Origin of the sequence: Streptomyces sp. CAU 1734 (assembly GCF_039888735.1) — a bacterium.
GTDB lineage: Bacteria > Actinomycetota > Actinomycetes > Streptomycetales > Streptomycetaceae > Streptomyces.
Window position 1 is genome coordinate 255,973 of record NZ_JBDQQP010000003.1, and the last position, 23,765, is coordinate 279,737.

Consider the following 23,765-nt stretch of genomic DNA (forward strand, 5'->3'; position numbering starts at 1 on the left):
GCAGAAGTGCTGACGACTCAACAGATCCGGCGGAATGTGGCCTGGATACGGCTCCGGGGGAACGTCCGGTATTTGACTTGCGGCCCTCGGCGGGCGGCGGCAGGGCACGGCGAAATGATCGTTGACATTCCGCCCCTCCCGCAGCTTATAGTTAACAGCAGTAGCGCCGGAAAACGTAGAATTAAGACGCTATTCCTTCCCGTTCGGAGTGAGTGGCCAGCAGGTGCCGGACCCCGGCGCCGCGGGCACCCACCCGCCCGGGGAGCAACGGGGGATACATGAAAGCTCTTGCACTGCATGAACTTGTGGACAAGTGCCTGGCCGGGGACCAGGAGAGCTGGAACTGCATTGTCGACCGCTACACACCACTGATCTGGGCCATCGCACGTGGCCACCGGCTCTCGGCCGCCGACTGCGAGGACGTCAGCCAGACCACCTGGATGCGGGTCATTCAGCATCTGGGGAAGCTCCGGGATCCGCAGAAGCTGGCGCACTGGATCTCCGTCTCGGCCCGGCGGGAGAGCCTGAAGCACATTCAGAAGGCCGGCCGGAGCACGCCGGTGGAGGGGCCGGAGGTCTTCGACCGGCCGCAGCCGTCGGAGAACCAGCCCGAGGAGACCGCGCTCAAGCGCGAGCGCTCCGATGAAGTCCTGCTCGCCTACTGCTCGTTGTCACAACGATGCCAGGCACTGCTCGGTCTGTTAGTCGCCGAGCCGCCCATGTCGTACGACGAGGTGAGTGCGACACTGGGCATCGCCCGGGGCTCCGTGGGCCCGATCCGCAGCCGGTGCCTGAAGCACCTGGAGCGCGCCCTGGAGCGCGAGGCGGGCCGTTCCGAGGAGACCAGGAAGCTCTTCGAGACCATCAAGTCCATGGGCCTGCGTGCCTATGCGCTGGAGAGCGGGTCCGAGGTCGCCTCAACGGCTTCGTGTGGCCGAGTGACAGCCGGATGAGTCACAGGGCGCGCCCTGTGACAGGGGCGCGTCCTCCGGCGCGGCTTCCGGCTGCTCGCTGTTCATCAGGGCTTCATGCGCGATGAACGGGAAGAGTGCCTTGGCGTTTTCGGAAAGGCTCCGGGGAGGTTGTCCGATGGCTTCCGCGAGCTCGTCCAATGACTCGTTCTCGGAGTTCTCTGCTGCCTCCACCTCCACCTCCATCATTTAGTTCGACTGTTAACTATGTGCATGGTAGGCGAGAGTCCCGCGAACAGCAATACCGATCAGTAAGTGCTCGCGGGACAGACGCAAATCCTTTGATTCCGGATGTATATCACGCCGGAATGGAACCGCCCTGGAGCAGCTCCTCTTCCGGCTCTCCTTCCTGAGCTCGGGGTATGCGGTCGATGCGCCGCATCTCGCCCGCCGGGTAACACACCGCGTCCGGAAGCGAGGTGCGGACGAAGCCGCTCAGCACCCGCCCGGGGCCGGCCTCCACGAAGGTCCGGGCACCCGACGCCGCCATCGCCCGCAGGGTGTCCGCCCAGCGCACGGCGCCGGCGAGCTGACGGCGCAGCTGCTCCCGCGCCTCGTCCCCACTGCCGATCCGGCCTCCCGTGCCACCGGAGACAACGGTCAGCCGCGGATCCCGGAAGGCGACCCGGTCCAATTCCCCGGCGAATTCGCCCTCCAGCTCACGCATCAGGCTGCAATGGAAGGGGGCACCGACCCCCAGCAGCACGGTGCGCTCGGCCCCCATCGCCTTCGCGGCGCCCACCACCTCGTGTACCGCCTCCCGTGCGCCGGAGACCACATGCTGCGCCGGGTCGTTGTAGTTGGCGACCTCGACCACCCGGCCGCTCCGCTCCCGTACGCGCGCACAGAGCTCCTCCACGGGACCGGCCGCGAGGCCGAGTACGGCCGCCATGGCACCCGGGGTGCGTTCATTGACCCCGGCCATCAGCTCACCCCGCCGGCGCACCAGCCGCAGGGCATCGGTCCAGTCGAGCACTCCGGCCGCGACCAGCGCCGCGTACTCGCCCAGACTGTGCCCGGCCACCGCCGACGGTGTGATCCCGCGCCCGCGCAGCACATCGAGGACGGCGATACTCGTCAGGAAGATCGCGGGCTGGGTGATCTCGGTCGGAACCAGCTCCTCGGCGGAGCCCTCGAAGCAGAGCTTCGACAGCTCCAACCCCAACAGCTCATCCGCGGGCCGGTAGTACCGCTCGATCAGCTCCGGATGGCGCTTCACCAGATCGCGTCCCATTCCCGGCCGCTGGGATCCCTGGCCGGGAAAGAGGAAGGCGAGGGCATTCATACAGACTCCAGACTCCCGTGGTGTGCGGAACACAAAGGGCCGGCGCTCGCTTCGCGCCGGCCCGTGTCGGCGGTGCCGCCGAACTCCTCACCCCAGGGTGAGGAACCGCCCCTGGTGGTAGGCGAGGGGGTCGGCCGCCTCGGCACATCCGATGCGGCCGACCTCTCCGATGAAAATGATGTGATCGCCCGCGTGGACGTCCTGGACCACCCGGCACTCCAGATGGGCGACGGCCCCGGTGAGCACCGGGGCGCCATGGCCGCCGGTCCGGTGCGCCACCCCCGCGAAGCCCGCGGCACCCCGCGGCCTGCCCGTGGTGGCGAACCAGCCGGCCAGCTCCGACTGCTCCCGCCCCAGGATGTTCACGGTGAATGTCCCCGCACGGCGGATCACTTCGGCACCGCTGGAAAGGCGGCCCAGGCAGATCAGCAGCATCGGCGGTTCGAGCGATACCGAGGCCAGTGAACTGACCGTGGTCCCGTGCGGCCCCTCGGGGCCGCACGAGGTCACCACCGCCACGCCGGTCAGGAACCTCCCCATCGCCTGCCGGAACTCTGCCGCCGCCACCCCGCGCACGGGATCGGCCTCGGCCACGCTCGGCTGTCGGGACGTCATGGGCGGCCTTTCCTCAACCGGTCGGAGTGGGCGCGGTCCAGTCCACGACGGCACCCGCGTAGATCCACTTGGTGCTCTCGACACCGATCAGCATCAGCCGGTCACCGGGGTGGATCCGGCCGGTCCGCCAGGCGTCGTCCAGGAAGAGCGGGACCGCCGCGCAGCCGACCGCCCCCATGGTGGAGAGGCTGTCGATGATCTTCCCGTCGAGCGCCTTCCAGTCGGCGGTGTCGAGCCCCAGCTCATGGAGCGATTCGAGCATCCAGCCGACATTGCCCTCGGGGACCAGACAGAGATCGACGGACTCGACATCCACCCGGCTGCGCCGCAGTGTGCTGCTGATCGCCTCCGTGACCATCACCGGGGTGAAGTCACCGGCCCCGACCACATCGACCTTGAGGTCGACCAGGCGCTTGGCCTTGAGCTGTTCATGGATGGGAGCGTGGGTGCCGCCGCCGACCGAGTGGATGCCCGGCTTGCGATCACCGCCGATCGCCTCCATCGCCGCGCCGAGCAACCCGCCCGACGCGGCGCCCTCCTCGGCCCGCAGCACGATCGCCCCGGCGCCGTCCCCGAACATGTAGACCGGCATGCGGTCCCGCATCCGGATCTTGTCGGGGTCCTTGCCGAGGAAGACCGGCGCCAGCACGGGGGAGATCGCCTCACTGCCGATCACCAGGGCAGTGCGGTACACCCCCGACGCCAGATACATCCGGGCGATGTCCAGCCCCTGGACCACGCCCGCACCGCCGGAGCGCAGCTCCAGCGTGGCGCAGCGCACCAGCCCCAGCCGCTCCTGGACCATGTTCACCAGCGGCGGCAGCGGGAAGTCGGGCGTGCCCGTGGCGAGGACGAGCAGATCCACGTCGCCCGGCTCCAGCCCGGCGGAGTCCAGCGCCCGCACCGCCGCCTTGTGAGCCATGTCCGAGTTGTTCTCACGGTGCTCGCCGGTGGCCGGGTCGATCATCCAGAACCGGCGCTCGATGGAGAGACCTTCGCGTACCTCGTCGGGGAGCGGGCCGACGAGCCGGGCGATCTCATCGGTGGAGATGGGATCGCCCGGCTGATAGCCGCCCGTGCCGATGATGTGAATCGCGGTCATGGTGATGTCCCCTCAGGCCGCGATGCCGGCTGTGGCGTCGGCCTCGGCCCGGGAGGCGACCAGACCGGCCAGATTCTCGACCGTGAACAGGCCCATGACCCGGGTGGCGCGGAGCTTGCCGCCGAGCTCCGCCGTGTCGATCTGCGGCATGACCTTCTTCAACTGGGCGAGGCCCGCGGCCGACACGATCTCGTTCTCGTCGCCGAACTCCTCGTCCGGTATGCCGCCCTGCACATGGGCCGCCAGCTCCGCGGCCTGGATCTTGATGCCGAGCGAGCGCTCCAGGCGGAAGAGGATGTCGAGCAGATCGATCGACTCGGCGCCCAGATCGTCCAGCAGGGTCGCCTCGGGCACGACCTCCTCGGGCTCCACGCCGAGGGCGTCGATGACGGCTTCGTTGACAGCGGTGACGATGGTGCTGTGGTCCATGGGGAATCCTCCGGAACTCATCGGTGGTTCATCTGTGGTGAAGCGGTCTCTCTCAACGAGGCCGTTCTCATGGCCGTTCTCGTGGCTCTTCTCATCTGGAGGGCGGGACGGGCGACGGCGTCCGTCCCGCGTCTCTCGTCTCACAGATCCGCCGGCGGTGCCCCCGGATACACCGTGATCGACACGGGGTGGCCCGCCGGCCGGGACGGGGGCCGAAGCCGCAGTGCCCCCGCCGCCGGTGCCGGGGGAGCGGGCCGCGGCGCCCCGCCGCGCGGACACGGCCCACCGGCCGCATACGACCGCTCCGGAGCCGCCGGGCCATCGGCACCCGTGTCCCGTCCGGTGGGGTGTTCGTGTGTGGCGCGGCCCGCCCGGCGCAACGGCACTCGCGCGCTGCCGCGCCGCGCGCCGGCCACTCCGGCCCCATGCCCGTGACTGCCGTCCGGCCGAACCGCGCCTCACCCGGGACGGTTCATGTCCCGAGGACGCGGCCCGGAACCGGATCAACCGCACACCCGGCACGGCGGCACACCCGGCCGCGGCACCCGGCCGCCGTGCCCGGCCGGTCAGACGGACGGGCCGCGGCGGGCGGCGGCCCAGGAGACGGCGGATGCCCGGGGGAGGGAGCCCGGGATCGGCCAGGGGTCCGGTGGCCGGGCGGGGCCCCGGTGGGCCGTCGACGCGGCGGCGCCCGCGGCATTCGCCAGGCGCAGGGCGAGCACCACCGCGCAGATCTCCTCCGGGGTCGGTTCACCGCTGACCACGGTCAGCTCGACGCCGCTCACTGCGGCGGATTCCCGTGCTTGCGCGTCACCAGCGGCACATACTTCGCACGCAGCAGCTCCAGCGAGCGGATCAGCACCGACCGGGTGTCCCGCGGATCGATCACATCATCGACCAGCCCGCGCTCCGCCGCGTAGTACGGATGCATCAGCGTCCGCCGGTACTCCTCGATCACCTCGGCCCGCTCCGCCTCGGGATCCCCGGCCGCCGCGATCCGCCGGCGGAAGACCACATTGGCCGCGCCCTCCGCGCCCATCACCGCGATCTCATTGGTCGGCCAGGCGAACGACAGATCGGTCCCGATGGACCGTGAGTCCATCACGATGTACGCACCGCCGTACGCCTTGCGCACAATGACCTGAATCCTCGGCACCGTGGCATTGCAGTACGCGTACAGCAGCTTGGCGCCGTGCCGGATGATCCCGCCGCGCTCCTGGTCCGCCCCGGGCAGAAAGCCCGGCACATCGACCAGCGTGACCAGGGGGATGTTGAACGCGTCGCAGGTGTGGACGAATCTGGCGCCCTTCTCCGACGAGTGGATGTCCAGCACCCCGGCGAGCCGCATCGGCTGATTGGCCAGGATGCCCACGGTGTGGCCGTCCAGCCGGGCCAGCGCGCAGATCAGGCTGGTGCCCCAGCCCTCGTGCACCTCGAAGAAATCCCCGTCGTCGACGATCTCCCCGATCACCCGCCGCATGTCGTACGCGGCCTGCGGATCGACCGGCACGATCTCCGCGAGCGCGTCACAGGAGCGGTCCGGGGCGTCCTGCGGCACCTCGGCCGGTGCCATCTCCCGGTTGTTGGCCGGCAGCAGGGAGAGGAGATGGCGCACATCCTCGAAGCACGCGGCCTCGTCGTCATGGGCGAACGCCGCCAGCCCGGAGACCCGGGAGTGCAGATCCGCACCGCCGAGCTCATCCTGGGTGAGCTTCTCGCCGGTCACGGCCTGCACCACATCGGGGCCGGTGAGAAACATCTGCGAGGTGCCGCGCACCATGAAGACGAAGTCGGTCAGCGCCGGCGAGTAGGCCGCACCGCCGGCACACGGCCCCAGCACCACACTGATCTGCGGAATCACCCCCGAGGCGCGCACATTCCGGCTGAAGATCCCGCCGTACCCCGCGAGGGCCGTCACCCCTTCCTGGATGCGCGCACCCGCACCGTCGCAGAGCGAGATCAGCGGTACACCACTGCTCTCGGCCAGATCCATCACCTTGTGGATCTTCTCCGCATGCGCCTCGCCGAGCGCCCCGCCGAAGATCCGGAAGTCATGTGCGTACACCAGGACATGACGGCCGTGAACCTTGCCCCACCCCGTGACGACTCCGTCGCCGGGGGGCTTTCTCCGGTCCATGCCGAAATCCGTGGCGCGGTGCCGCCGCAGCGGTTCGATCTCGGTGAACGAACCCTTGTCGAGCAGCATCCCGATCCGGTCCCGCACCGTCAGCTTGCCCTTGGCGAGCTGGCGTTCGGTGGCGGCGGGGTCGCCCGCATGCACCTCCTCCTTCAGCAGCCGCAGCGCCGTCGTGCGCTCCTCCATCGACTCCGCGGCCGGCCCGGGGGTGCTCACGGGCGCCCCAGCCCGAGCGCGGTCATCGCCCCGCCGTCCACATTGACCAGCGAACCGGTCATGTACGACGACTCGGGACCGCTGAGGAACCGGATCACCTCGGCCATCTGCTCGACCCGCCCGAAGCGGCGCATCGGTATCTGCTTCCTGATGGAGCGGCCCGTCTCCCCCTCCGTGAGCCCCGCGACCAGATCGGTGGGGGCGAAGCCCGGCAGCACCGCGTTCACCCGGATGCCGAAACGGGCGGACTCCATGGCACAGCAGCGGGTGAAGGCGTTCACCGCGCCCTTGGAAGCCGCGTAGTTCGACTCGCCGATCCAGCCGCGCTCGCCCATGACCGAGGAGACATTGACGATCACACCCGAGCCCTTGCCCATGAAGTGCGGCAGCGCAGCCTTGGTGCAGTGGAAGACCCCGCCGAAATTGACCTTCATCACATCGAGCCAGTCGTCCATGCCCATGTTGTAGATGAGCGCGTCCTGGGCGACCCCGGCGTTGTTGACCAGGATGTCCAGATCGCCCAGCTCCTCGATGACCCGGCCGACCATCAGCCCGGCCTGTGCGGCGTCCGCGACATCGCCGTGGACAGTGACGGCCCGTCCGCCCGCCGCCACGATCTCCTCCGCCAGCTCCTTGGCCGGCCCCTCCGAGCTCCGGTAATTGACCGCCACCGCCGCGCCGTCCGCGGCCAGCCGGCGGCAGGCCGCGGCACCGATGCCCCGGGAACCGCCGGTGACCAGGGCGACCTGTCCTTGCAGTGTCATCGGGTTTCTCCTGTCGGGAGGTGGATCGGGGTACGGGAGTCCTCAGCGCCGGCACGGACGGCCAGGGACACATGGCTGCCCCCGAGCGAGGAACTGTTCAGCAGCACGGGACGGCTCCCGGCGCGGCCGCGGTGCAGGGCCAGCGCGAGCGTCAGCGCACCACCAACACCCATCGGCTCACCGAGCACGGTCTTGGGGGCGTACAGCTCCGGCACCGGACCGGATCCGAACAGCCGCCGCACCGCCGCCGCCTCGGCCCGGTCGGCCGCCGCCAGACCGGCCGCCGCCAGCCACACCTCGTCGACCGCGGGCACCACGCCCGGCTCCGGCGCCGCGAGCCCCGCCGTCGCCAGCGCGGTACGCATCGCCCGCTCCATGCCCCGGCCCCGGGCGTCCCAGAGCCGGGCCCGGCTCGCATCCGACGCCATGCCGTGCCCGAGCACCTCGCCGAGGATCCGCGCGCCGCGCGCCAGCGCAGCCGAGCGCCGCTCCAGCACCACGGCGACACTGCCCTCGGCCAGCGTGAACCTGCCGTCGGCGGGTGCGCCGGGGGCCCGTGTCGACGCCGCGCCGACCGCCGCGTACGCCCGCGCCACCTGCTCCGTGAGCGCGTCGGTGACCGTGCACACCAGCGCGTCGGAGTGCCCCGCCGCCAGCAGATCGGCCGCGTACGCGAGGGTCGCCGCACCCGTCGCATGACCCACCGAGAGGGTGGAGGTGGGGCCGCGCAGCCCGAGATGGATGGCGATCTGACCGGCCGCCTGGTTGTAGACCGTATTGGGGAAGACCGACGGATCCGCGGCGGCCGGGCCCTCCGTCAGCAGCGGTACGGTGAACCGCTCCATGGCCTCCATCGGGCCCGTGCCGGTGCCGAAGACGATGCCGAGCGCCGCCGCCCCCGCACTGCCCGGCTCGAACCCCGCGTCCGTCATCGCCCTGGCGGTCGCGGCCACGGCGAGCTGCCCCAGCCGGTCCATCCGGCGCCGCTCCCGCCGGGTCAGATACGGCTCGGGGTCGAAGTCGACCCGGCTCACCCGCACTCCGCCCGACCAATCGGCCGGGGCGCGGTCGTCCGCGTACGCCGACCAGACCTCGGCCGCGGTGCCGCCCGCCGGGCTGAGCAGCCCGACACCGGTGATCACCACCCGGTCGGTCTCCGGCACCGGAGGCCGGTGCCGGTCCTCCGTACGGGTCAGCACCAGCGCGGCATTGGCCCCGCCGAAGGCGAAGTTGTTGGAGAGCGCCGCGCCCGTCGACAGCGGCCGGGCCGCCCCCGGGACATAGTCCAGCGGGCAGTCCGGCGCTGGGGTGGTGTACCCGGCGGTCGGCGGCGCGGTCTGCTCCGCGAGCGCGTACGCCGTCACGATCGCCTCGGCCGCCCCGGCCGCGCCCAGCAGATGACCGATCACGGACTTGGTGCTGGAGACCGGGGTGCGGGCCGCCTTCTCCGCGCCCAGCGCCAGCGCGATCGCATTGCTCTCGGCCGGGTCGTTCTTCGGAGTGCCGGTGCCGTGGCCGTTGATGTATCCGATCCGCTCGGCGGGCACCCCCGCGCGCAGCAGCGCCGATGCGATGGCCCGCGCGGCCCCCTTGCCCTCCGGCTGGGGCGCGGTGGAGTGGAAACCGTCCGCCGAGAGGCCGTAGCCGGCGACATCGGCCAGTCCGGTCAGCCCGTGCGCACGGGCGAACTCCGAGCGGACCAGGACCACCATGCCGCTGCCCTCGCCGAGCGAGAGCCCCTGCCGCTCCCCGCAGTACGGGGCGGCCGGCTCCGGCGACAGCGACTGGAGGGAATTGAATCCCGCGAAGACCACATCCGAGAAGGCGTCGCTCCCGCCCGCCAGCACCGCGTCCGCCCGGCCCGCGCGCAGCAGATCGGCGGCGAGCCCGATCGCATTGGCACCCGAGGCACAGGCGGTGTTGACGGCCAGTACCGGACCCCGGAGCCGGAACGCCGCGCCCACCGACTCGGCCAGCGCCTGCGGTGTCACCAGCGTCGCCAGCAGCGGATCCGGCTCGGCTCCCCGTGCCGCGGCGCTCAGCCGGCCGGAGAGCAGACCGGCGTTGCAGGTGCCGAGGACCACCCCGAACCGCTCGGACGCCACCAGCCCCCCGGGCAGTGCCGCCATCGCCTCCCCGGCCGCCACCAGGGCCAGCTCCACGGCCCGCTCCCGGAAGCGGGACGGCCCGCGGAGGCCCCGCACCGGCTCCACCGGGTCGGTGACCTCGCCGCCGACCTTGGTGCCCAGTCCGTCCATGGGCAGGCCCTGCACGGGCCGCACCCCCACGCGCCCGCGGCGCGCCCCCTCCCACAGATCCCGGGCCGTCGGCCCCAGCGCGGTGATCGCGCCGGCCCCCACCACGGTCACTCCGGTGTCCCGGGGACGGTCGTCCCGCCCCGCGGCAGTGCTGTTCATTCCGCTCCCCTCTCAGGGCTCTGCTGTGGCGCGCTCAGGACGAGCGCCGTCTGCTGGCCCTCCAGTCCGCGGCCGATCGCCACGGTGTGCCGCACCCGCCGGTCCCGCGCCTCGCCGCGCACCCAGTCGACGCCCCCGCACTCGGGGTCGAGCCGGTCCAGATGGAGCGTCGGCGGCACCGCCGCACGGTCGATCGCCATCGCGCACACGGCGGCGTTCAGCGCGCCCGCCCCCGCCACCAGATGACCCGCGGCGGGTTTGACGGACGCCGCAGCCGGACCGCTGTCCCGGCCGAACACCCCGGTCAGGGCGCGTGCCTCGGTGAGATCACCGAGCCGGGTGGCACAGCCGTGAGTCGCCACGAAATCCACCGAACCGGCCGGCACCGCCGCCTCGCGCAGCGCCCGCGACATGGCCTCGGCGAGCGGTTCGCCGTCCTCGTGCGGGGTGATCAGACGGGTGTCCTGGGTGGCTCCGGCGCCGCGGAACTCCGCGTACACATGCGCCCCGCGCCGCCGTGCCGACTCCCACTCCTCCAGGACCAGGAACGCCGCGCCCTCGCCGAGGACCGAGCCGCTGCGGTCGCGGTCATACGGCCGGAACGCCCGCGCGCCCTCCTCATTGCGGGTGGTCAGCACCCCCATGCCGTCCATCTTCGACAGCAGCCACCAGGACGCCGCGTCGTCGAAGCCGCCGGCGAGCACCACATCGGACTCACCGCCGCGGACCGAGCGGAAGGCCCGGGCCAGCGCCGTCGAACCGGCGTCGGCGGTGCCGTGGAAGTAGGAGTTCGCGCCCTTGAAGCCATGGGCGTGCGAGAGATGGAAGAGGGACGCCGACTGAAGGCCCTCCACGAAGTAGAGCGGGTAGAAGGCCGAGGAGGCCCGCTCGCCCAGCCGGCGCAGATCCGCGCGGCCGTCCTCCCGGCGGGCGGCGAGTGTGCCCGCGAGCAGGTGGTCCGGGTTGGAGATCTCCTTGTTGCCGCCGACGAAGATCCCGGCCCGCTCCGGGTCGTAGCCGGCCGCCGCGAGGTCGAGACCGGCGTCCTCGACGGCCAGGGCGGCACCCGCGATGGCGAGCCGGTCATTGTGCGTGGTCATCCGCAGCGACCTGCGGTGCGCGTACCGGGTGGCGCGGAAGTCCGGCAGCTCGGCGGCGATCCGGGTGTGCAGCGACGAGGCGTCGTAGCCGCGGATCGGCCCGATGCCGGTCCTGCCCTCCAGCAGCCCCTTCCAGGTGTCGCCCCAGCCCTCCCCGAGGGCGGTGAGCACTCCGATGCCGGTGACGGCGACCCGCCTCATGCCGCCGCCTCCCCGCCGGGGGCGTGCTCCAGCCGCAGCCGGCGCACGGTGGTGATGTCCCGCCCGTCGACCCGGACCGCCGCGGTGAGGGTGACCGACGACCCGGTCGTCTCCACCACCTCGACACTGATCTCCAGCCGGTCGCCGCCGCCGGCGAAATGCCGGTAGCGGACCCGGTGGGCCTCCGCCAGGGTCCAGCCGCGCCCCGCCGGGGCGGGCGGGGCGGCGATCCCGGCGGCCCGCACCACGTCGTCCAGAATCAGCACTCCGGGCAGAACCGGGAAGCGCGGGAAATGGCTGGTGAACACGGGCAGGGTGGCCGGTACATGACGGACGACCAGCGCCCGCCTGCCCGGTACCACTTCGAGTACCTCGTCGAACGCTGTCATGCTGCCCTTCCTTCGGCCGGTGCCGCTTCGCCGGCGGTCCCGCCGGCCGCCCTGTCCGGGGTGGATCCCGCACCGGCCCGGCCGGCGCCCGCGGCGGCGGCCGACCGGATCACGAAGCAGGCATTGGTGCCGCCGAAGGCGAAGGCGTTCACCATCGAGGCGCGGACCGGGCGGCGCACCGCCGTGTTCGGCACATAGTCGAGATCCAGCTTGGGATCGGGATGATCGAGATTGATGGTGGGCGGCACCAGCCCCTCGCGCAGGGCGCCGAGCGAGGCGATCAGATTGACCCCCGCCGCCGCTGAAGTCAGATGTCCCGTCATGGACTTCGGCGAGCTGACACACAGCTCCCGCGCGTGCGGGCCGAAGACCTCCTTGATGGCGGCGGTCTCGCTGGCGTCATTGCCCGGGGTGGAGGTCCCGTGCGCGGAGATGTAGTCGATTCCGCCGGGACCGAGCCCCGACTCCCTCAGCGCGTCCCGCATCGCCGCGATGGCGCCGCCGCCGTCCGGCGGGGAGTCGGTGATCCGGTACGCGTTCAGCGTCGAGCCGTATCCGACGATCTCACCGTGGATCCGGGCGCCCCGCGCCACCGCGCTCTCCCACTCCTCCAGTACGGCGATCACCGCCCCCTCGCCGAGGACGAACCCGGAGCGCCCGGCGTCGAAGGGCCGGGAGGCGCGCTCGGGTTCGTCGTTCCAGCGGTCGGTGATGGCGCCGAGGAGGGAGAAGCCGAGGACGTCCATCCAGGTCGTCAGCGCGTCGAAGCCGCCGGCGAGCATCAGCGCGCACTCGCCCTCCTGCACCCGGCGGTACGCCTCGCCGATCGCATGCGCGGCGCCCGCGCAGGCGGTGCTGACGCTGATCACCGGACCGCGGCAGTCCCCGGCCCGGGCGACCGCGGTCACGCCCACATTCTGATTCCGCAGCAGTACGTCCCCGGGGGCCTGCCGGTAGAGATCGCGGAATCCGCTGCTGCTCAGCTGGTGCGACATGTCGACCAGCTCCTGGAGCTCCGGCCGGCCGACCGTGCCCGCGATCACGGCGCCCCGGTCATAGGGACCGGTCTCCTCCCAGCCGGGACCGGCGTCGGCCAGTGCCTCGCGGGCCGCGGCGAGCGCGAAGAGCGCGGCCCGGGAGAGATGGCGCCGCTGAGCGGCGGGACCCGCGCTCGCCGGATCGAACTCCTTCACCTGGCCCGCGATCCTGACGGGGAAGGTGGTGGCGTCGAAGGTCTCCAGCCGGCCCACTCCGCTGCGGCCCTCGGCCAGGCCGCGCCAGGTGTCCGCCGCGGTGTTGCCCAGCGGGGTGACCGCGCCGACCCCGGTGACGGCGACCCTCTTCATCGGCGGCCACCGCCCACCGGGACCCGGGTGAGCAGCCGGTCCAGGGTCCGGCGCGTCTCGCCGGGGTCCTCCAGCTCCTCCGCGGGCAGCAGCGCGCACATCACGGTCTCGGCGGTCATCACCGTACGGCCGTTCACCGAGGCGGTGCCGCTGAGCACGGCGGTCTCCGCGCTCAGCGACTCGACCGCGCCCTCCAGCACCAGGACGTCCCCGGGACGCACCGGTCCGTGGAAGCGCACCCCGTCCACGGAGAGCAGCGCGGCCCGCCGGCGTACATCGGTGGTGGCGATGATCAGCCAGGTGCCGGCCTGGCAGAGCGCCTCCAGCACCAGAGGCGCGGGCATCTGGGGCCCGCTGCCCTCGTCCCGCCAGAAGTCCTCCAGCCAGGAGGTGAGTTTGCGGGCGCTGATGGTGCGTCCCGCCTCCCATGAGTCGATTCGGTCGATGAGATGGAAGAGCATCGTCATCCTTCGTCCGTGACCGCGGGCGCGGGCGCGTGGCCGGTGCCTGGTTCGCCGTCGGTTTCGGTTTCTGTCCCGGAGCCGGGGTGCCGTTCGCCGCCGCTGTCGTCGCCGTTGCGGAGGAACATCACGGCCTGGGCCATGGCGTACTCCCCGCTGTGCGACAGCGAGATCTCGATCCGGGAGGCCCCGGATCGCCCGGCGCGCTCCGCGGCCCCGCCGCGCAGCCGTATCCGGGGGCGCCCGAGCGGGGTGTTCACCACCTCGACGTCGGTCCACCGGGTGCCCGGCCCCAGCCCGGTCCCCAGCGCTTTGAGTACGGCCTCCTTGGCGGCGAACCGCGCCGCCAGATGGGCGTGGCGGTCGCGCTTGCCGGCGCAGTACTCCCGCTCGCGGCCCGTGAAGATCTCCTGCTCGGCCATGGAGTTGTCCGCCAGCAGTCGCCGTACCCGGGAGACCTGTACCAGGTCCACTCCCACGGCCAGCCGTGTCGTCACCATTCCCCCCGGTCTTTCGTTCCCGCACTGTCCAGAGAGATCCGGGGGAGCGGCGCCGGGATACACCTGTGCCGTCCCGGGTCGGAATCCGCGCCCCGGGACGGCACACCGGGCCCCGCGGACGGCGCCTGACGGTGCGGGGACGGCGAGGGGCCATGAGAGGAAGGGGGACCAGGAGGAGGTGGGGGAACAGGGAACAGGGAGCGGGGCGGCCGTCGGCCGTCGCCCGGCTCAGCCCCCGGTGACACCGCGGAGGCCGCCGCCCCGATCACCCTTCCGCGCGGCACCGGACGGACCTTCTCCCGAGTCCTCTCCCGGAGCCGGCCCGTCCCCTGTTCTGCTCCCGGGTCCTCCCGGCAGCACGCCGTGCCCGGGCACGCGCGCGGATGACGGCGGTACGGGGCGGGGCCGCACCGGATTCCGCTCCGGTGCGGCCCCTGGCCCGGCGGGTCCCACGCCGGGGGTTCAGCCGGTCTCGCGCCGGGGGTCCACCCCGGCGCTCACCCGCCGCTCACTCGGGCACGTACTGGATGCCCTCGTACGCCAGCCACTGCATAAAGGTGTGCAGCCCGTGGTGGAGATCCATCTCGGGCTTCCACCCGGCCGGCCGGGAGCCGGTCTCCCCGCGCTCCGTGTCCTCTGCGTTCCCTGCGTTCACTGCCTTCCCTGCGTTTCCCGCGTTCTCCGCGCCCGCCGGCCCGGTGGAGCCGGCCGTCGGCACGGTCTCGACGGGCACCGGCCGCACCGCCGCCCTGATCGCCTCCGCGACCTCCCGCACGCTCAGCGGTGCCGGGTCCGCGAGGGTGAGCGAGCGCTCCGCCGGCGGGTTGCGCACCACCGCGGAGAGGGCCGTGATCAGGTCCGTGACATGCAGCGGACGCAGCGGCGGCCCCGGCGGGTCCGTGACGGCCATCGGCCGGCTGCGCAGCGCGCTCCACACCAACCGGCCGATCACCGAGTCGCGCGGACAGCCCGGACCGTAGAGATCGCCGGTGTGCAGGGTGTGCACGGACATCCCGCCGGGGGCGCCGTCGTGGAGGCGCACGGTGACCGCGGCGGCGGTGCCGTCGCGCAGCGGGCGGAGATCGATCACCGCGCCGCCCGGCCGCAGCGGATCCGCGCCGCGCGCCCGGGCGATGGTGTGGCCCCGGTCGGTCAGCCCCCGGGCGATGTGCTCGCCCAGCGGTGAGGCGCCGCCGAGAAGCGTGATCACGGGCCCCGGGACGCGCACACGGGAGCCCGGGCGGCCGCCCGCGTCCAGGCCCGCCTCCAGCGCGGCTCCGGCGATCCGTGCCAGATTGTCGCGGAGTTCGGCGATCCGCTCCTCGGAGCGGGTGTAACTCACACCGCCGGGACCGATGGTGGCGAGAGACTCGGCCAGTACGGGCGTACTGGCGAGTTCGGCGCCGAATCCCTGCCGCCGATGGGCGAATCCCATGGCGAACGCGGTCAGCCAGGTGCCGCGCGCGGCCTCCGGATCATCAGCTCCGGTCAATCTCGAAATGGCTGAATCGAGCCTTTCCCTGCGTATGCCGGAGCCTTCCAAATACTCCTCGCATGTCAGATGAAGCCAGCGTTCCGGTCCTGGCCCGTCCACCCGGACCGTGCACTGGGCGACACCGTGTTTGAAGAAGGGGAGGACGCGCAGCCCCTCCAGCCGGGCCGCCTCGTTCACCGGTTCGTCATCCGGAAGAAAGCAGACCGAGCGCCGCGGGCCCCGGAATGCGTTTCCGGAAATACTCCCGTGGTCCTCGTGTTCGGCGAGACTGGGCACCGATATATATGCAGGAACCTTGCGCGATCTCAGATACTGATACATGAGGATGTCGTCGGGCCAGGCATCCAGCCGGGCTCGCCCGTATTCCACGAAACCGGCGGCCACATCGCGGGGAAGAATGATGGCGACACAGGGAAAGTACTCATTGACCGCACCCACCCAGCGGGCACCGGTCATCGCGCCGAACCGGACCGCCGCGCCGCCCCGGGAATCCCAGAGGGCGAAGAGCGCGAGGGCGGCATGCGGCATGGCCTCGACCGCCGCGCGGGCCCGCTCGAAGAACGAGGCGGACAGAATCATGTCGTCCTGGACGACCAGCTGATGGGTGGCCCCGTCCTCGATCGAGGACCAGGCCGCGAGCGCGGTCCGCAGAACCGACGGCTTTCCCGCCGGGTCCGGGTCCATCACGACTCGTAAAGCCCCGGGCGGAGCCGAATCGGCCAGTATCCGGGCGGCCGCCCGGCGTTTCGGGTGAGTCATCACCGCGCCGCTGATGCGATAACGCGTCACAGATCCTCCGTGCTCTGGTTCTTGCCTATCGAAATCCGGACAGTACGGTGCCCGTTTCACCGGCCGCAAGAGTGCCGAAAAGGCACCCTGGTTTCGGCCGACGATGATCGTCATGCTGTCACTGCGTGATCCACATGCGTATCAGTAATTGAGGAGACTGCATGACTAGCGTGCTGGCCGACGGCGCGGGTAACGAAGCCGCCGAATCCGTCACCTCCCGGCTGGAGAAACTCCGCGGGACCCGGGTCGTGGTGACGGGTGGCGCGGGTCTGGTGGGGAGCAGGCTGACCGGGCTGCTGCGGCGGGCGGAGGCCGAGGTCACCGTTCTGGACCGGATGGACGCCTACCCGGATGACGCCCAGCGGGTGCTGTTCGGCGTGGAGAACCAGGGCACCCGGCTGGTCGTCGGCGACATCCGGGACCGGGCGGCGGTGCGGGAACTGCTCGACGGCGCCGACTATGTGGTGCACGCTGCGGCGTTCGCCGATGTGGCCGCCTGCACCAAGCGGCCCGACATCGCCTTCCGGGCCAACATCGAGGGGACGGAGGTGATCCTGGAGGAGACCGCCGCCGCGGATGTGCGACGGCTGGTGATGGTCTCGTCGGCGGCCGTCTACGGCAATGGGCCGGCCGGTGACTCCGGACCCCGGCAGTTTTCGGAGGATCTGCCTCCGCATCCGCTCTCCGTTTACGCCAATTCAAAACTCTGGGCGGAGCACCAGACCCGGCTGCTGCTCGGGGCCGCCGGTACCGAATTCGCCATCCTGCGGTATTTCTCCGTCTACGGGGACCCGCAGATACCCAAGCCGGGCAGTCACTCCTGGATGGTCGCCTGGCTCGCCATGCACGCCAAGCTCGGGCTGCCGATGCGGCTCAACGGCGGCGGGGTGCAGGTGCGGGACCTGGTCCATGTCGATGACATCGCCCTGGCCACCGCGCTCGCGCTGGTGGAGGAGGGAATGGTCGGCGAGACGGTCAATGTCGGCAGCGGAATCCCCACTTCCGTACGTGACGTCGGTGAGCTGATCGCCCCCCATTTCCCGGGATCCCGATTCATCACCACACCGCGCCCGGCCGATGACCCGCTCGGCGGATACGCGGCCACCGACCGGCTGCGCGAACTGATGCGCTGGACGCCCGGAATCACCGTTCGCGAAGGCGTGGAGCGCTATGTCCGCTGGCTCAACGCCACGCCGGGAGCCGTGCCCGACTGGCTCGCGGAGAAAGCCGCATGACACCTTCTCCACAGACGGCCGGGCCCCGGCCGGGCGCACCGGAAGGCCGCACACCGATGAGTTACGCGGATTCCTATATCGGCTCACTCCGCCGGGAGGTCGGCAGCCGGCTGCTGCTCGTCCCGGGGGCGCAGGTACTGCTCGTGGACCCGGCGGGCCGGGTGCTTTTCCAACAGCGCGCCGATTCCGGGGTGTGGGAGCTCCCTGCCGGGGCCTGCGAGCCCGGCAGTGATTTCACCGGCACCGCCGTGCGGGAGCTGAAGGAGGAGACCGGACTCGATGTCGACCGGGCGGATCTGATTCCGTTCGGCTCGCTCTCCGATCCGGGGGTGCACACCCTCACGTATCCGAATGGCGATATCACGCACTGCTTCGCCCTGTGTTTTCTGGCCCGCCGCTGGTCGGGCGAGCTCCGTCCGGAGCCGGAGGAATCCCTGCGGGCCGTCTTCCGCGAGCCGGACGATCCGCCCTGGCCGCTCCATCCGCCGACGGCGGTGGCGCTCGACATGTTCCGCGCGTTTCTCGCCACCGGAAAGTTCCAGGCCCGGTGAGCGGCGGCGGAATCACCACGGCCACCGTGCCCTGCCGGGCCTGTCTCTCCGGCGAGGATCTGGACTGGCTCGGCGGCCGTTCGGTCAGTCTCGCCCTGGATCTGACCACAACGGTCGAGATCGCTCCCTTATCCGGGGAGCAGCGGGAGCAGCGGGACCGGCAGGGGCAGCAGCGGGACCGGCCGGAGACGGAGGGCGGCTGGCCGCTCCAGGTGTGGGACTTCCTCCGGGACCGGATACCCGGTCTCGCACCGGCCCCACCGTCCGTGACCGTGCGCAGTGACGCGCCGGCCGCCAGCGGACTCTCCTCCTCCACCGCCCTCATCGTTGCTCTCTTCCGGGCGTACACCGAGGCCCGGGCACCGCTGCCGGGCATCTCCGCCGCCACCCTCGCGCAGTGGGCGTACGAATTCGAGTTCGCCCACTTCAACGGCGGTGGCATGGACCATCTGGCGGTCATCGAGGGCGGTGCGCTGCTGCTGGAGGGCCGCAGTACCGGGCTGCCCGCGGTGACCGGCCGGAGCGGGCTGCCGGACGGCTGGTCGGTGGTGGTCGTGGACTCGGCCACCCGCAAGGACACCAGCGATCACATCAAGGTCGTCCGCGCCCAGCTGGCCGACCGCGATCCGGCGCTCGCCCGCTATCTGAAGGAGGCGGACGACGCGTCGGCGGCGGCGTGGGAGGCCATCGGCGCCGGGGATCTCCCCGGCCTGGCGACCGCCATGCACCGGGCCCACACCACCATGAGGGATCAGCAGGGCATGTCCACACCCCTCCTGGAGGAGTTGAGGGAGGGGGCCCTGCACGCCACCGGCCTGCGGCTGAAGCTCAGCGGGGCCGGCGGCGGCGGAGCCCTGGTGGGCATCTGCGAGACGGCCGGCCTGGACGACACCGTCCGGGAACTGCGCCGGGCGCTGGCCGCCACGCACCCCGCCGCCCGGGTGATTCCCACCCGGGCGGCGGCCGGAGCGACTCCGGACGGTGCGGACTGACCGGACCCGCGGGACGGACCGGGGGCCGGGGTGTACCGGATGGACCGGACCCCGGCCCCCGCGCCGTACCCCGTGAGGGCCCGGCGGAAGAGCCCTGGGAGAGACCCTAGATGAACGGGTCGTAGTCACCGCCCATCTCGGGCGTCACCGCTTCGGCCGCGATCTTCTCCAGTTCGAGGTTGGAGCGGTGACGCGCGCAGTGGAACCGGCAGTCCCGGGTCGGGTCGATGATCCCCCGGTCGGAGTTGAGCCAGATGTCCTGCATCCGCTCGGTCACCGCGTCACCGATCTTCGCCTGCGCGTTGCCCCGGTGGTAGGAGCAGACGTAGACGCCGGACGGGGTGATCAGCGTGCGCAACTCCGCCACCTGGCACTGGTGGTACTCCTTCGGCTGCACGGCGCCGACCCGGTTCCGCAGAGAGGTGAGGGTGGACGAGTTGATGATCTCGAAGGAGTCGTCCGCCCACTTCTCCTCCGCCCGGGCGAGCTGGTCGTCCACCGAGCCGAGGATGTCGTCGGCCACCTGGATCACATGGTGGCCGTCGTCGAACATGGCCTTGGTCTCGAAGTAGTCGCAGCCGATGTCCTTCGCCAGTCCCGCCGCCTCCAGTACCTCGTGGTGGTTGCTCACGACGGTGCCGTCGCGCTGTTGTCTGGTCATCACCAGGAACGAGTAGCCGAGCGCCCCCTTCTTGACCTCGGCCAGCATCCGCATGTTGCCGATGACCTTGTCGAACACGCTGCGGCCCTTGCGGTCGGGCCGGAAGATCCCGTAGGTCTCCCGGGTGCCGGCGTCCATCGACACCCGCACCCAGGAGGCGTACTCCGCCAGTTCGTCGAGGTTCTGCTGGATCATCGTGCCGTTGGTGACCACACCGATGGCGACACCGGCCTCACCGAGCATGCGCAGCACCTTGCGGGTGCCGCGATGGGCCAGGGGTTCGCCGCCGCCGATGAGAACCACACCGCGGACGGACATCTGTATCAGCTCGTCGGCGAGCTCGGCCAGCCGCTCGGGAGTGAAACGGCCCTGGTTCAGCAGCTTGCCGCTGATGCACTCGGGGCAGGCCAGGTCGCAGAAAGTCGTGGGGTCCAGGTCCACCACCAGCGGGCCGCTGGAGCGTTTCCCCGCGGCCGCTTCGAGGACTCGTGGCCAGCCGGACGGCTGGTACAGCTTGGACACCAGGTCCAGACGGTCGAACGTCAAATCGATCTCCTGCTGCGTATGGAGAACCCGTGTGTTCTCGTCTATCAGCGGGGCGGAGCGCACCGCCCCGGCATCTGTCGGTCCGGCTGGGTCCGGCAGCCGGCGCGGGCCGGCCCGGGGGACCCCGGGCCCCCATCCCGTCGCCGGCGCTCATCCCTTCACCGCACCCGCCGCGAGACCCGCGGCCACCCGGCGCTGCACGAGCAGGAAGAAGATCACCACCGGCAGCGCGGTCAGGGTCGATCCGGCCATCAGCGCGCCGTAGTCGGTGCCGAAACTGGTCTGGAAGGAGACCAGCCAGATGGAGAGGGTCTGCTTGTCATTGCTGGAGAGCAGCACATAGGCGAGGACGTACTCGTTCCACGCCTGGACCAGCGAGTAGATGGAGGTGGCCACCAGCCCCGGGGCGAGCAGCGGCAGCAGCACCCGGCGGAAGGCGGCCCCCCGGGTGCAGCCGTCGACCATCGCCGCCTCCTCCAGCTCGACCGGGACGGCGGCGATGAATCCCCTCAGCAGCCAGACCGTGAAGGGCAGCATGAAGACCAGATAGGTGAGCACCACCCCGGTCAGGCTGTCCGTCAGACCCGCGTCGCTGAGCAGCAGATAGAGCGGGATGATCAGCCCGGCCAGCGGGATCATCTGCACCGAGAGAATCACCAGGATGAACGCCTTGCGCCCGGCGAAGGCGAACCGGGCCAGCGCGTACGCCGCCAGCACACCGATCACCAGTGAGATCGCCACGGTGCCCACCCCGACGAACACACTCGCCCGCACACTCGACCAGAAGGTCGGGGACTCCATGGCCCGCCGGAAGTTCTCCAGGGTCATGTCCAGGCTCCAGAACTGCGGCGGATCGCTGCGGATCTCGGAGGCCGGCCGCAGCGCCGTGAGCACCATCCAGTACAGCGGGAAGGCCATCACCGCCGTGAACAGCAGTGCCAGCGCGTTGTCCCTGAGCGCGCGGCGGCCCCGGGGGCCGCGCCGGGCGCGGGGTGTGACGGTCACTCGGCCTCTCCCATTTTGACGAGCTGGCGGACATAGACCACCGCTCCGACGAGCAGCAGCAGTACGGTGATCACCGCGATGGCGGCGCCGACGCTGTAGCGGTTGACGGCGAAGGACTCGATGAACGAGTAGACGCCGAGCAGGTAGTACTCCTTCTCCGGCTGTCCCGAGCGCATCAGCCAGATCTGGTTGAACACCCCGAAGTTCCAGATCGCGTTGAGCGTGGTGACCATGATGAAAGCGGGCTTGATCACCGGAAAGGTGATGTGGCGGAAGACCTGGAGCCCCTCGGCGCCGTCCACCCGGGCGGCCTCCCGCAGCTCCGGCGGCACCTGGGTCAGCGCCGCCTGGAGGGTGATCACGGCGAAGGGGAGCGCCCCCCAGACCACCACCCCGGTGATCACGGCGAAGCCCTGCCAGGGGTCCTCGAACCAGTTGTGCTTGTCGAAGTCCGCCCCCGGCAGCAGACCGAGCACCCAGTTGACGACCCCGTAATCCGCGTCGACCAGCCACCGGAAGACCGAGGCGGCGACCATCACCGGCATCGCCCAGACCGCGACGAGCACTCCCGCGGCGGCCATCCGCACCCAGGGCGCCACCCGGCGCAGCAGCAGCGCGGCGCACATGGCCACCACCATGGTCAGCGTGGTGCAGACCGCGGTGAAGAGCGCGGTGCGCCCGACGACCTCCCAGAAGAACCGGTCGCCGAGGATGACCTGGTACTGATCCGCGCCGGCCCACGGCGGGGCCGTGCCCGCGAACAGCTCCCGGCGGGTCATGTCCTGGAAGGAGAGCAGCAGCAGATCGACCAGCGGATAGCCGAGGACGGCGGCGAGCGCCAGGACGGTCGGGGCGATCAGCAGATACGGCACGGCCCGGCGCAGCGGGGAGGGACCGCGCCGGCCGGCCGGCTCCGCGCGGCGGCCGGTCGGGGGGCGGTACGGGCGCCGGGGCGCGCCGGTGGGGCGCGGCTGACCGGTGGTCACCATGCGGGCGGGCTCCTCGAATCGTCGTTCGCGGCGCGCCCGGCATGCGGGCCGGCGCAGGCGTCGGTGGTCATCGGTCGCGGTGGGGTGATGCGGTGGGGGAGAGGGCGGTACGGAACCGCGGCGGGGGCGCGGCTCCCGCCGCCGGGGCCGCCGGGCGCACCCCGTCGCGGGGATGCGGGGCCGGCGCCGCCCGCTGCCTCCGGTCACACGGCCGGGGGGACGCCATTGACCCCTGTGGCCGGTGTGCCGTTCGTCAGTCGCCGGTGATCACCTGTTGTTGATCACCGCGTCGATCTCGCGGTCGGCGTCCCGGGCGGCGTCCCGGACCGACTTCTTGCCGGTGGCGATGGACTGGAGCATGGCGGGGAGGACATTGGACTTCTCCACGGCTCCCCAGCCGGGTGCCAGCGGGGTCACCCAGCCCCGGGCCGCGGCGAGCGCGGCGGCGCCGTTGATCCCGTCCGCAGGGACGTCGGCGAGCTGGACGGTGTTGTTCGGCAGGGTCTCGGCGGCTATCAGCGTCTTCTGCGACTCACGGTCGGTGAAGAGCTTGATCCACGCCTTGGCCACGTCCTGGTTGCGGGACTTGGTGGGGATCGCGAGGGTCGAGCCGCCGAGGAAGGGCGGCATCAGCTCACCGGAGGGGCCGGGGAAGGCGAAGGTGCCGAACTTGCCGCTCAGTGCGGGGTTGCCGCCGGAGCGCGGGTCGGTGGCCGCCTTGGCCTCCCAGGTGTTGCCGTAGAACATGCCCACATTGCCCTGGCCGACCACCGCGGGCTCGTCGCTGTTGTCCTTGGAGCGGTCGCCGACGTAGTAGGTCTCCAGCAAATCCTTCCAGGCGGTGAGGCCCTTGAGGGATGCGGGGGAGGAGAGCGCGCCGCGCCAGCGGCCGTTCTCCTCGACCGCCATCTCGCCGCCGGCGTCCTTCACATAGGCCATCGCCGCGTTCCAGTAACGGCCCGGCATGTAAAACGCGGAGAAATTCTTGTCCGAGGGCCCGAACTTCGCCTTCAGGCGGTCGAGTGCCGACAACAGCTCGGGGTAGGTGGCCGGCGCTTTGTCGACTCCGACCTGTTTCAGCAGGTCGGTGCGGTAGATACCGACACGGGCCCCCGCATAGTAGGGAACGCAGTAGGTCTCGCCGTCCAGGACACATGCGTCCGAAAGTGCCGGAAGCCACTCTTCCGAATAGTCGAAATCCTTCTTCTCCAAGGGGATGAAGGCGCCGTTCACGATGTAATTGGTGGTCTCACTGTTGCCCATCTCAACCACATCTGGTACGTCCTGGCCCGCGAAGGCCGCGTCAATCTTCTGGTTCTTGCTCGTCCACTGCTGATACTGCACCTTCACCTTCACCTTCGGATACTCCGCGGCGAAGCGTTTGTTCGTGGAGGCAACCAGATCGGGCCAGCTCTCGCGGGCGTCGACGGTGAGCCAGACCGTCAGACTGCCCTTGCCGGCACCGGCGCCCGATGATCCACCGGAGCCCGCCGAGTCACACGCGGACAAGGCCACCGACAGCACCACCGCGCCGAGGACCGAGGTGAGACGGGGTAAGCGACACGACAT

Annotated in this window: 22 protein-coding genes; 4 read left to right on the plus strand and 18 right to left on the minus strand. The window is 71.1% G+C overall.

Going from position 1 to position 23,765, the window contains the following annotated elements:
* The first annotated feature begins 278 nt into the window (after nt 1–278).
* Nucleotides 279–953 carry a sigma-70 family RNA polymerase sigma factor gene (locus AAFN69_RS07285; RefSeq protein ID WP_347727485.1) on the plus strand — a complete coding sequence of 225 codons (675 nt, stop codon included), beginning with the start codon at nt 279–281 and terminating at the stop codon, nt 951–953.
* Between the two features lie 316 nt (nt 954–1,269).
* Here AAFN69_RS07285 and fabD read toward each other — a convergent pair whose 3' ends face one another.
* The 14 genes from fabD to AAFN69_RS07355 all read right to left on the minus strand — a co-directional run bounded on the left by fabD (nt 1,270) and on the right by AAFN69_RS07355 (nt 16,217).
* On the minus strand, nt 1,270–2,256 hold the full coding sequence (fabD, locus tag AAFN69_RS07290; RefSeq protein WP_347727486.1) for an ACP S-malonyltransferase: 987 nt from the start codon (nt 2,254–2,256) through the stop codon (nt 1,270–1,272).
* 87 nt (nt 2,257–2,343) lie between these two features.
* Nucleotides 2,344–2,871: a flavin reductase family protein gene (locus AAFN69_RS07295; protein ID WP_347727487.1), complete on the minus strand. Its 528-nt coding sequence runs from the start codon at nt 2,869–2,871 to the stop codon at nt 2,344–2,346.
* Nucleotides 2,872–2,884: 13 nt separating this feature from the next.
* Nucleotides 2,885–3,973, minus strand: a complete 1,089-nt coding sequence (locus tag AAFN69_RS07300) for a 3-oxoacyl-ACP synthase III family protein (RefSeq protein WP_347727488.1) — start codon at nt 3,971–3,973, stop codon at nt 2,885–2,887.
* Between the two features lie 12 nt (nt 3,974–3,985).
* Entirely contained in the window at nt 3,986–4,402 is a 417-nt protein-coding gene (locus AAFN69_RS07305) for a phosphopantetheine-binding protein (RefSeq protein WP_347727489.1), read from the minus strand.
* A gap of 566 nt (nt 4,403–4,968) precedes the next feature.
* Entirely contained in the window at nt 4,969–5,187 is a 219-nt protein-coding gene (locus AAFN69_RS07310) for an acyl-CoA carboxylase subunit epsilon (RefSeq protein ID WP_347727490.1), read from the minus strand.
* Nucleotides 5,184–6,725, minus strand: a complete 1,542-nt coding sequence (locus AAFN69_RS07315; RefSeq protein WP_347727696.1) for an acyl-CoA carboxylase subunit beta — start codon at nt 6,723–6,725, stop codon at nt 5,184–5,186. Before AAFN69_RS07315 ends, AAFN69_RS07310 begins: the two co-directional genes overlap by 4 nt.
* 26 nt (nt 6,726–6,751) lie before the next feature.
* Nucleotides 6,752–7,519, minus strand: a complete 768-nt coding sequence (locus AAFN69_RS07320) for a 3-oxoacyl-ACP reductase family protein (RefSeq protein WP_347727491.1) — start codon at nt 7,517–7,519, stop codon at nt 6,752–6,754.
* Nucleotides 7,516–9,936 (minus strand): beta-ketoacyl-[acyl-carrier-protein] synthase family protein, encoded by a 2,421-nt coding sequence (locus tag AAFN69_RS07325; RefSeq protein ID WP_347727492.1) that lies wholly within the window; start codon nt 9,934–9,936, stop codon nt 7,516–7,518. The genes AAFN69_RS07320 and AAFN69_RS07325 overlap by 4 nt, the downstream gene beginning before the upstream one ends.
* Nucleotides 9,933–11,237: a beta-ketoacyl-[acyl-carrier-protein] synthase family protein gene (locus tag AAFN69_RS07330; RefSeq protein WP_347727493.1), complete on the minus strand. Its 1,305-nt coding sequence runs from the start codon at nt 11,235–11,237 to the stop codon at nt 9,933–9,935. The genes AAFN69_RS07325 and AAFN69_RS07330 overlap by 4 nt, the downstream gene beginning before the upstream one ends.
* Nucleotides 11,234–11,626 (minus strand): hydroxymyristoyl-ACP dehydratase, encoded by a 393-nt coding sequence (locus tag AAFN69_RS07335; protein ID WP_347727494.1) that lies wholly within the window; start codon nt 11,624–11,626, stop codon nt 11,234–11,236. The genes AAFN69_RS07330 and AAFN69_RS07335 overlap by 4 nt, the downstream gene beginning before the upstream one ends.
* Nucleotides 11,623–12,972, minus strand: a complete 1,350-nt coding sequence (locus AAFN69_RS07340) for a beta-ketoacyl-[acyl-carrier-protein] synthase family protein (protein ID WP_347727495.1) — start codon at nt 12,970–12,972, stop codon at nt 11,623–11,625. The genes AAFN69_RS07335 and AAFN69_RS07340 overlap by 4 nt, the downstream gene beginning before the upstream one ends.
* Entirely contained in the window at nt 12,969–13,439 is a 471-nt protein-coding gene (locus AAFN69_RS07345) for a hotdog domain-containing protein (protein ID WP_347727496.1), read from the minus strand. The genes AAFN69_RS07340 and AAFN69_RS07345 overlap by 4 nt, the downstream gene beginning before the upstream one ends.
* On the minus strand, nt 13,436–13,933 hold the full coding sequence (gene acpS, locus AAFN69_RS07350) for a holo-ACP synthase (RefSeq protein ID WP_347727497.1): 498 nt from the start codon (nt 13,931–13,933) through the stop codon (nt 13,436–13,438). Before acpS ends, AAFN69_RS07345 begins: the two co-directional genes overlap by 4 nt.
* 508 nt (nt 13,934–14,441) lie before the next feature.
* Nucleotides 14,442–16,217, minus strand: a complete 1,776-nt coding sequence (locus AAFN69_RS07355) for a hypothetical protein (RefSeq protein WP_347727498.1) — start codon at nt 16,215–16,217, stop codon at nt 14,442–14,444.
* Nucleotides 16,218–16,378: 161 nt separating this feature from the next.
* Here AAFN69_RS07355 and AAFN69_RS07360 point away from each other — a divergent pair, with 161 nt between their 5' ends.
* The 3 genes from AAFN69_RS07360 to AAFN69_RS07370 are packed head-to-tail and all read left to right on the plus strand — an operon-like array spanning nt 16,379 to nt 18,995.
* Entirely contained in the window at nt 16,379–17,452 is a 1,074-nt protein-coding gene (locus AAFN69_RS07360; RefSeq protein ID WP_347727499.1) for an NAD-dependent epimerase/dehydratase family protein, read from the plus strand.
* Nucleotides 17,453–17,508: 56 nt separating this feature from the next.
* Nucleotides 17,509–18,003, plus strand: coding sequence for an NUDIX domain-containing protein (locus AAFN69_RS07365; protein ID WP_347727500.1), 495 nt, complete (start codon nt 17,509–17,511; stop codon nt 18,001–18,003).
* On the plus strand, nt 18,000–18,995 hold the full coding sequence (locus tag AAFN69_RS07370) for a galactokinase (RefSeq protein ID WP_347727501.1): 996 nt from the start codon (nt 18,000–18,002) through the stop codon (nt 18,993–18,995). The genes AAFN69_RS07365 and AAFN69_RS07370 overlap by 4 nt, the downstream gene beginning before the upstream one ends.
* A 106-nt stretch (nt 18,996–19,101) precedes the next feature.
* Here the strand turns inward: AAFN69_RS07370 and AAFN69_RS07375 are convergent, their stop codons facing one another.
* The 4 genes from AAFN69_RS07375 to AAFN69_RS07390 all read right to left on the minus strand — a co-directional run bounded on the left by AAFN69_RS07375 (nt 19,102) and on the right by AAFN69_RS07390 (nt 23,765).
* Nucleotides 19,102–20,202, minus strand: a complete 1,101-nt coding sequence (locus tag AAFN69_RS07375; protein WP_347727502.1) for a radical SAM protein — start codon at nt 20,200–20,202, stop codon at nt 19,102–19,104.
* Nucleotides 20,203–20,352: 150 nt separating this feature from the next.
* A complete protein-coding gene (locus tag AAFN69_RS07380) occupies nt 20,353–21,207 on the minus strand; it encodes a carbohydrate ABC transporter permease (RefSeq protein WP_347727503.1) in 855 nt (284 codons plus the stop codon).
* Nucleotides 21,204–22,196 carry a sugar ABC transporter permease gene (locus AAFN69_RS07385; protein ID WP_347727504.1) on the minus strand — a complete coding sequence of 331 codons (993 nt, stop codon included), beginning with the start codon at nt 22,194–22,196 and terminating at the stop codon, nt 21,204–21,206. Before AAFN69_RS07385 ends, AAFN69_RS07380 begins: the two co-directional genes overlap by 4 nt.
* A 267-nt stretch (nt 22,197–22,463) precedes the next feature.
* Entirely contained in the window at nt 22,464–23,765 is a 1,302-nt protein-coding gene (locus AAFN69_RS07390) for an extracellular solute-binding protein (RefSeq protein WP_347727505.1), read from the minus strand.

What these genes read in the sequence shown, in the direction of transcription:
- AAFN69_RS07285 (WP_347727485.1), top strand. Translation starts at nt 279, where the DNA reads ATGAAAGCTCTTGCACTGCATGAACTTGTGGACAAGTGCCTGGCCGGG.
- fabD (WP_347727486.1), bottom strand. Translation starts at nt 2,256, where the DNA reads ATGAATGCCCTCGCCTTCCTCTTTCCCGGCCAGGGATCCCAGCGGCCG.
- AAFN69_RS07295 (WP_347727487.1), bottom strand. Translation starts at nt 2,871, where the DNA reads ATGACGTCCCGACAGCCGAGCGTGGCCGAGGCCGATCCCGTGCGCGGG.
- AAFN69_RS07300 (WP_347727488.1), bottom strand. Translation starts at nt 3,973, where the DNA reads ATGACCGCGATTCACATCATCGGCACGGGCGGCTATCAGCCGGGCGAT.
- AAFN69_RS07305 (WP_347727489.1), bottom strand. Translation starts at nt 4,402, where the DNA reads ATGGACCACAGCACCATCGTCACCGCTGTCAACGAAGCCGTCATCGAC.
- AAFN69_RS07315 (WP_347727696.1), bottom strand. Translation starts at nt 6,725, where the DNA reads ATGGAGGAGCGCACGACGGCGCTGCGGCTGCTGAAGGAGGAGGTGCAT.
- AAFN69_RS07320 (WP_347727491.1), bottom strand. Translation starts at nt 7,519, where the DNA reads ATGACACTGCAAGGACAGGTCGCCCTGGTCACCGGCGGTTCCCGGGGC.
- AAFN69_RS07325 (WP_347727492.1), bottom strand. Translation starts at nt 9,936, where the DNA reads ATGAACAGCACTGCCGCGGGGCGGGACGACCGTCCCCGGGACACCGGA.
- AAFN69_RS07330 (WP_347727493.1), bottom strand. Translation starts at nt 11,237, where the DNA reads ATGAGGCGGGTCGCCGTCACCGGCATCGGAGTGCTCACCGCCCTCGGG.
- AAFN69_RS07335 (WP_347727494.1), bottom strand. Translation starts at nt 11,626, where the DNA reads ATGACAGCGTTCGACGAGGTACTCGAAGTGGTACCGGGCAGGCGGGCG.
- AAFN69_RS07340 (WP_347727495.1), bottom strand. Translation starts at nt 12,972, where the DNA reads ATGAAGAGGGTCGCCGTCACCGGGGTCGGCGCGGTCACCCCGCTGGGC.
- AAFN69_RS07345 (WP_347727496.1), bottom strand. Translation starts at nt 13,439, where the DNA reads ATGACGATGCTCTTCCATCTCATCGACCGAATCGACTCATGGGAGGCG.
- acpS (WP_347727497.1), bottom strand. Translation starts at nt 13,933, where the DNA reads ATGGTGACGACACGGCTGGCCGTGGGAGTGGACCTGGTACAGGTCTCC.
- AAFN69_RS07360 (WP_347727499.1), top strand. Translation starts at nt 16,379, where the DNA reads ATGACTAGCGTGCTGGCCGACGGCGCGGGTAACGAAGCCGCCGAATCC.
- AAFN69_RS07365 (WP_347727500.1), top strand. Translation starts at nt 17,509, where the DNA reads ATGAGTTACGCGGATTCCTATATCGGCTCACTCCGCCGGGAGGTCGGC.
- AAFN69_RS07385 (WP_347727504.1), bottom strand. Translation starts at nt 22,196, where the DNA reads ATGGTGACCACCGGTCAGCCGCGCCCCACCGGCGCGCCCCGGCGCCCG.
- AAFN69_RS07390 (WP_347727505.1), bottom strand. Translation starts at nt 23,765, where the DNA reads ATGTCGTGTCGCTTACCCCGTCTCACCTCGGTCCTCGGCGCGGTGGTG.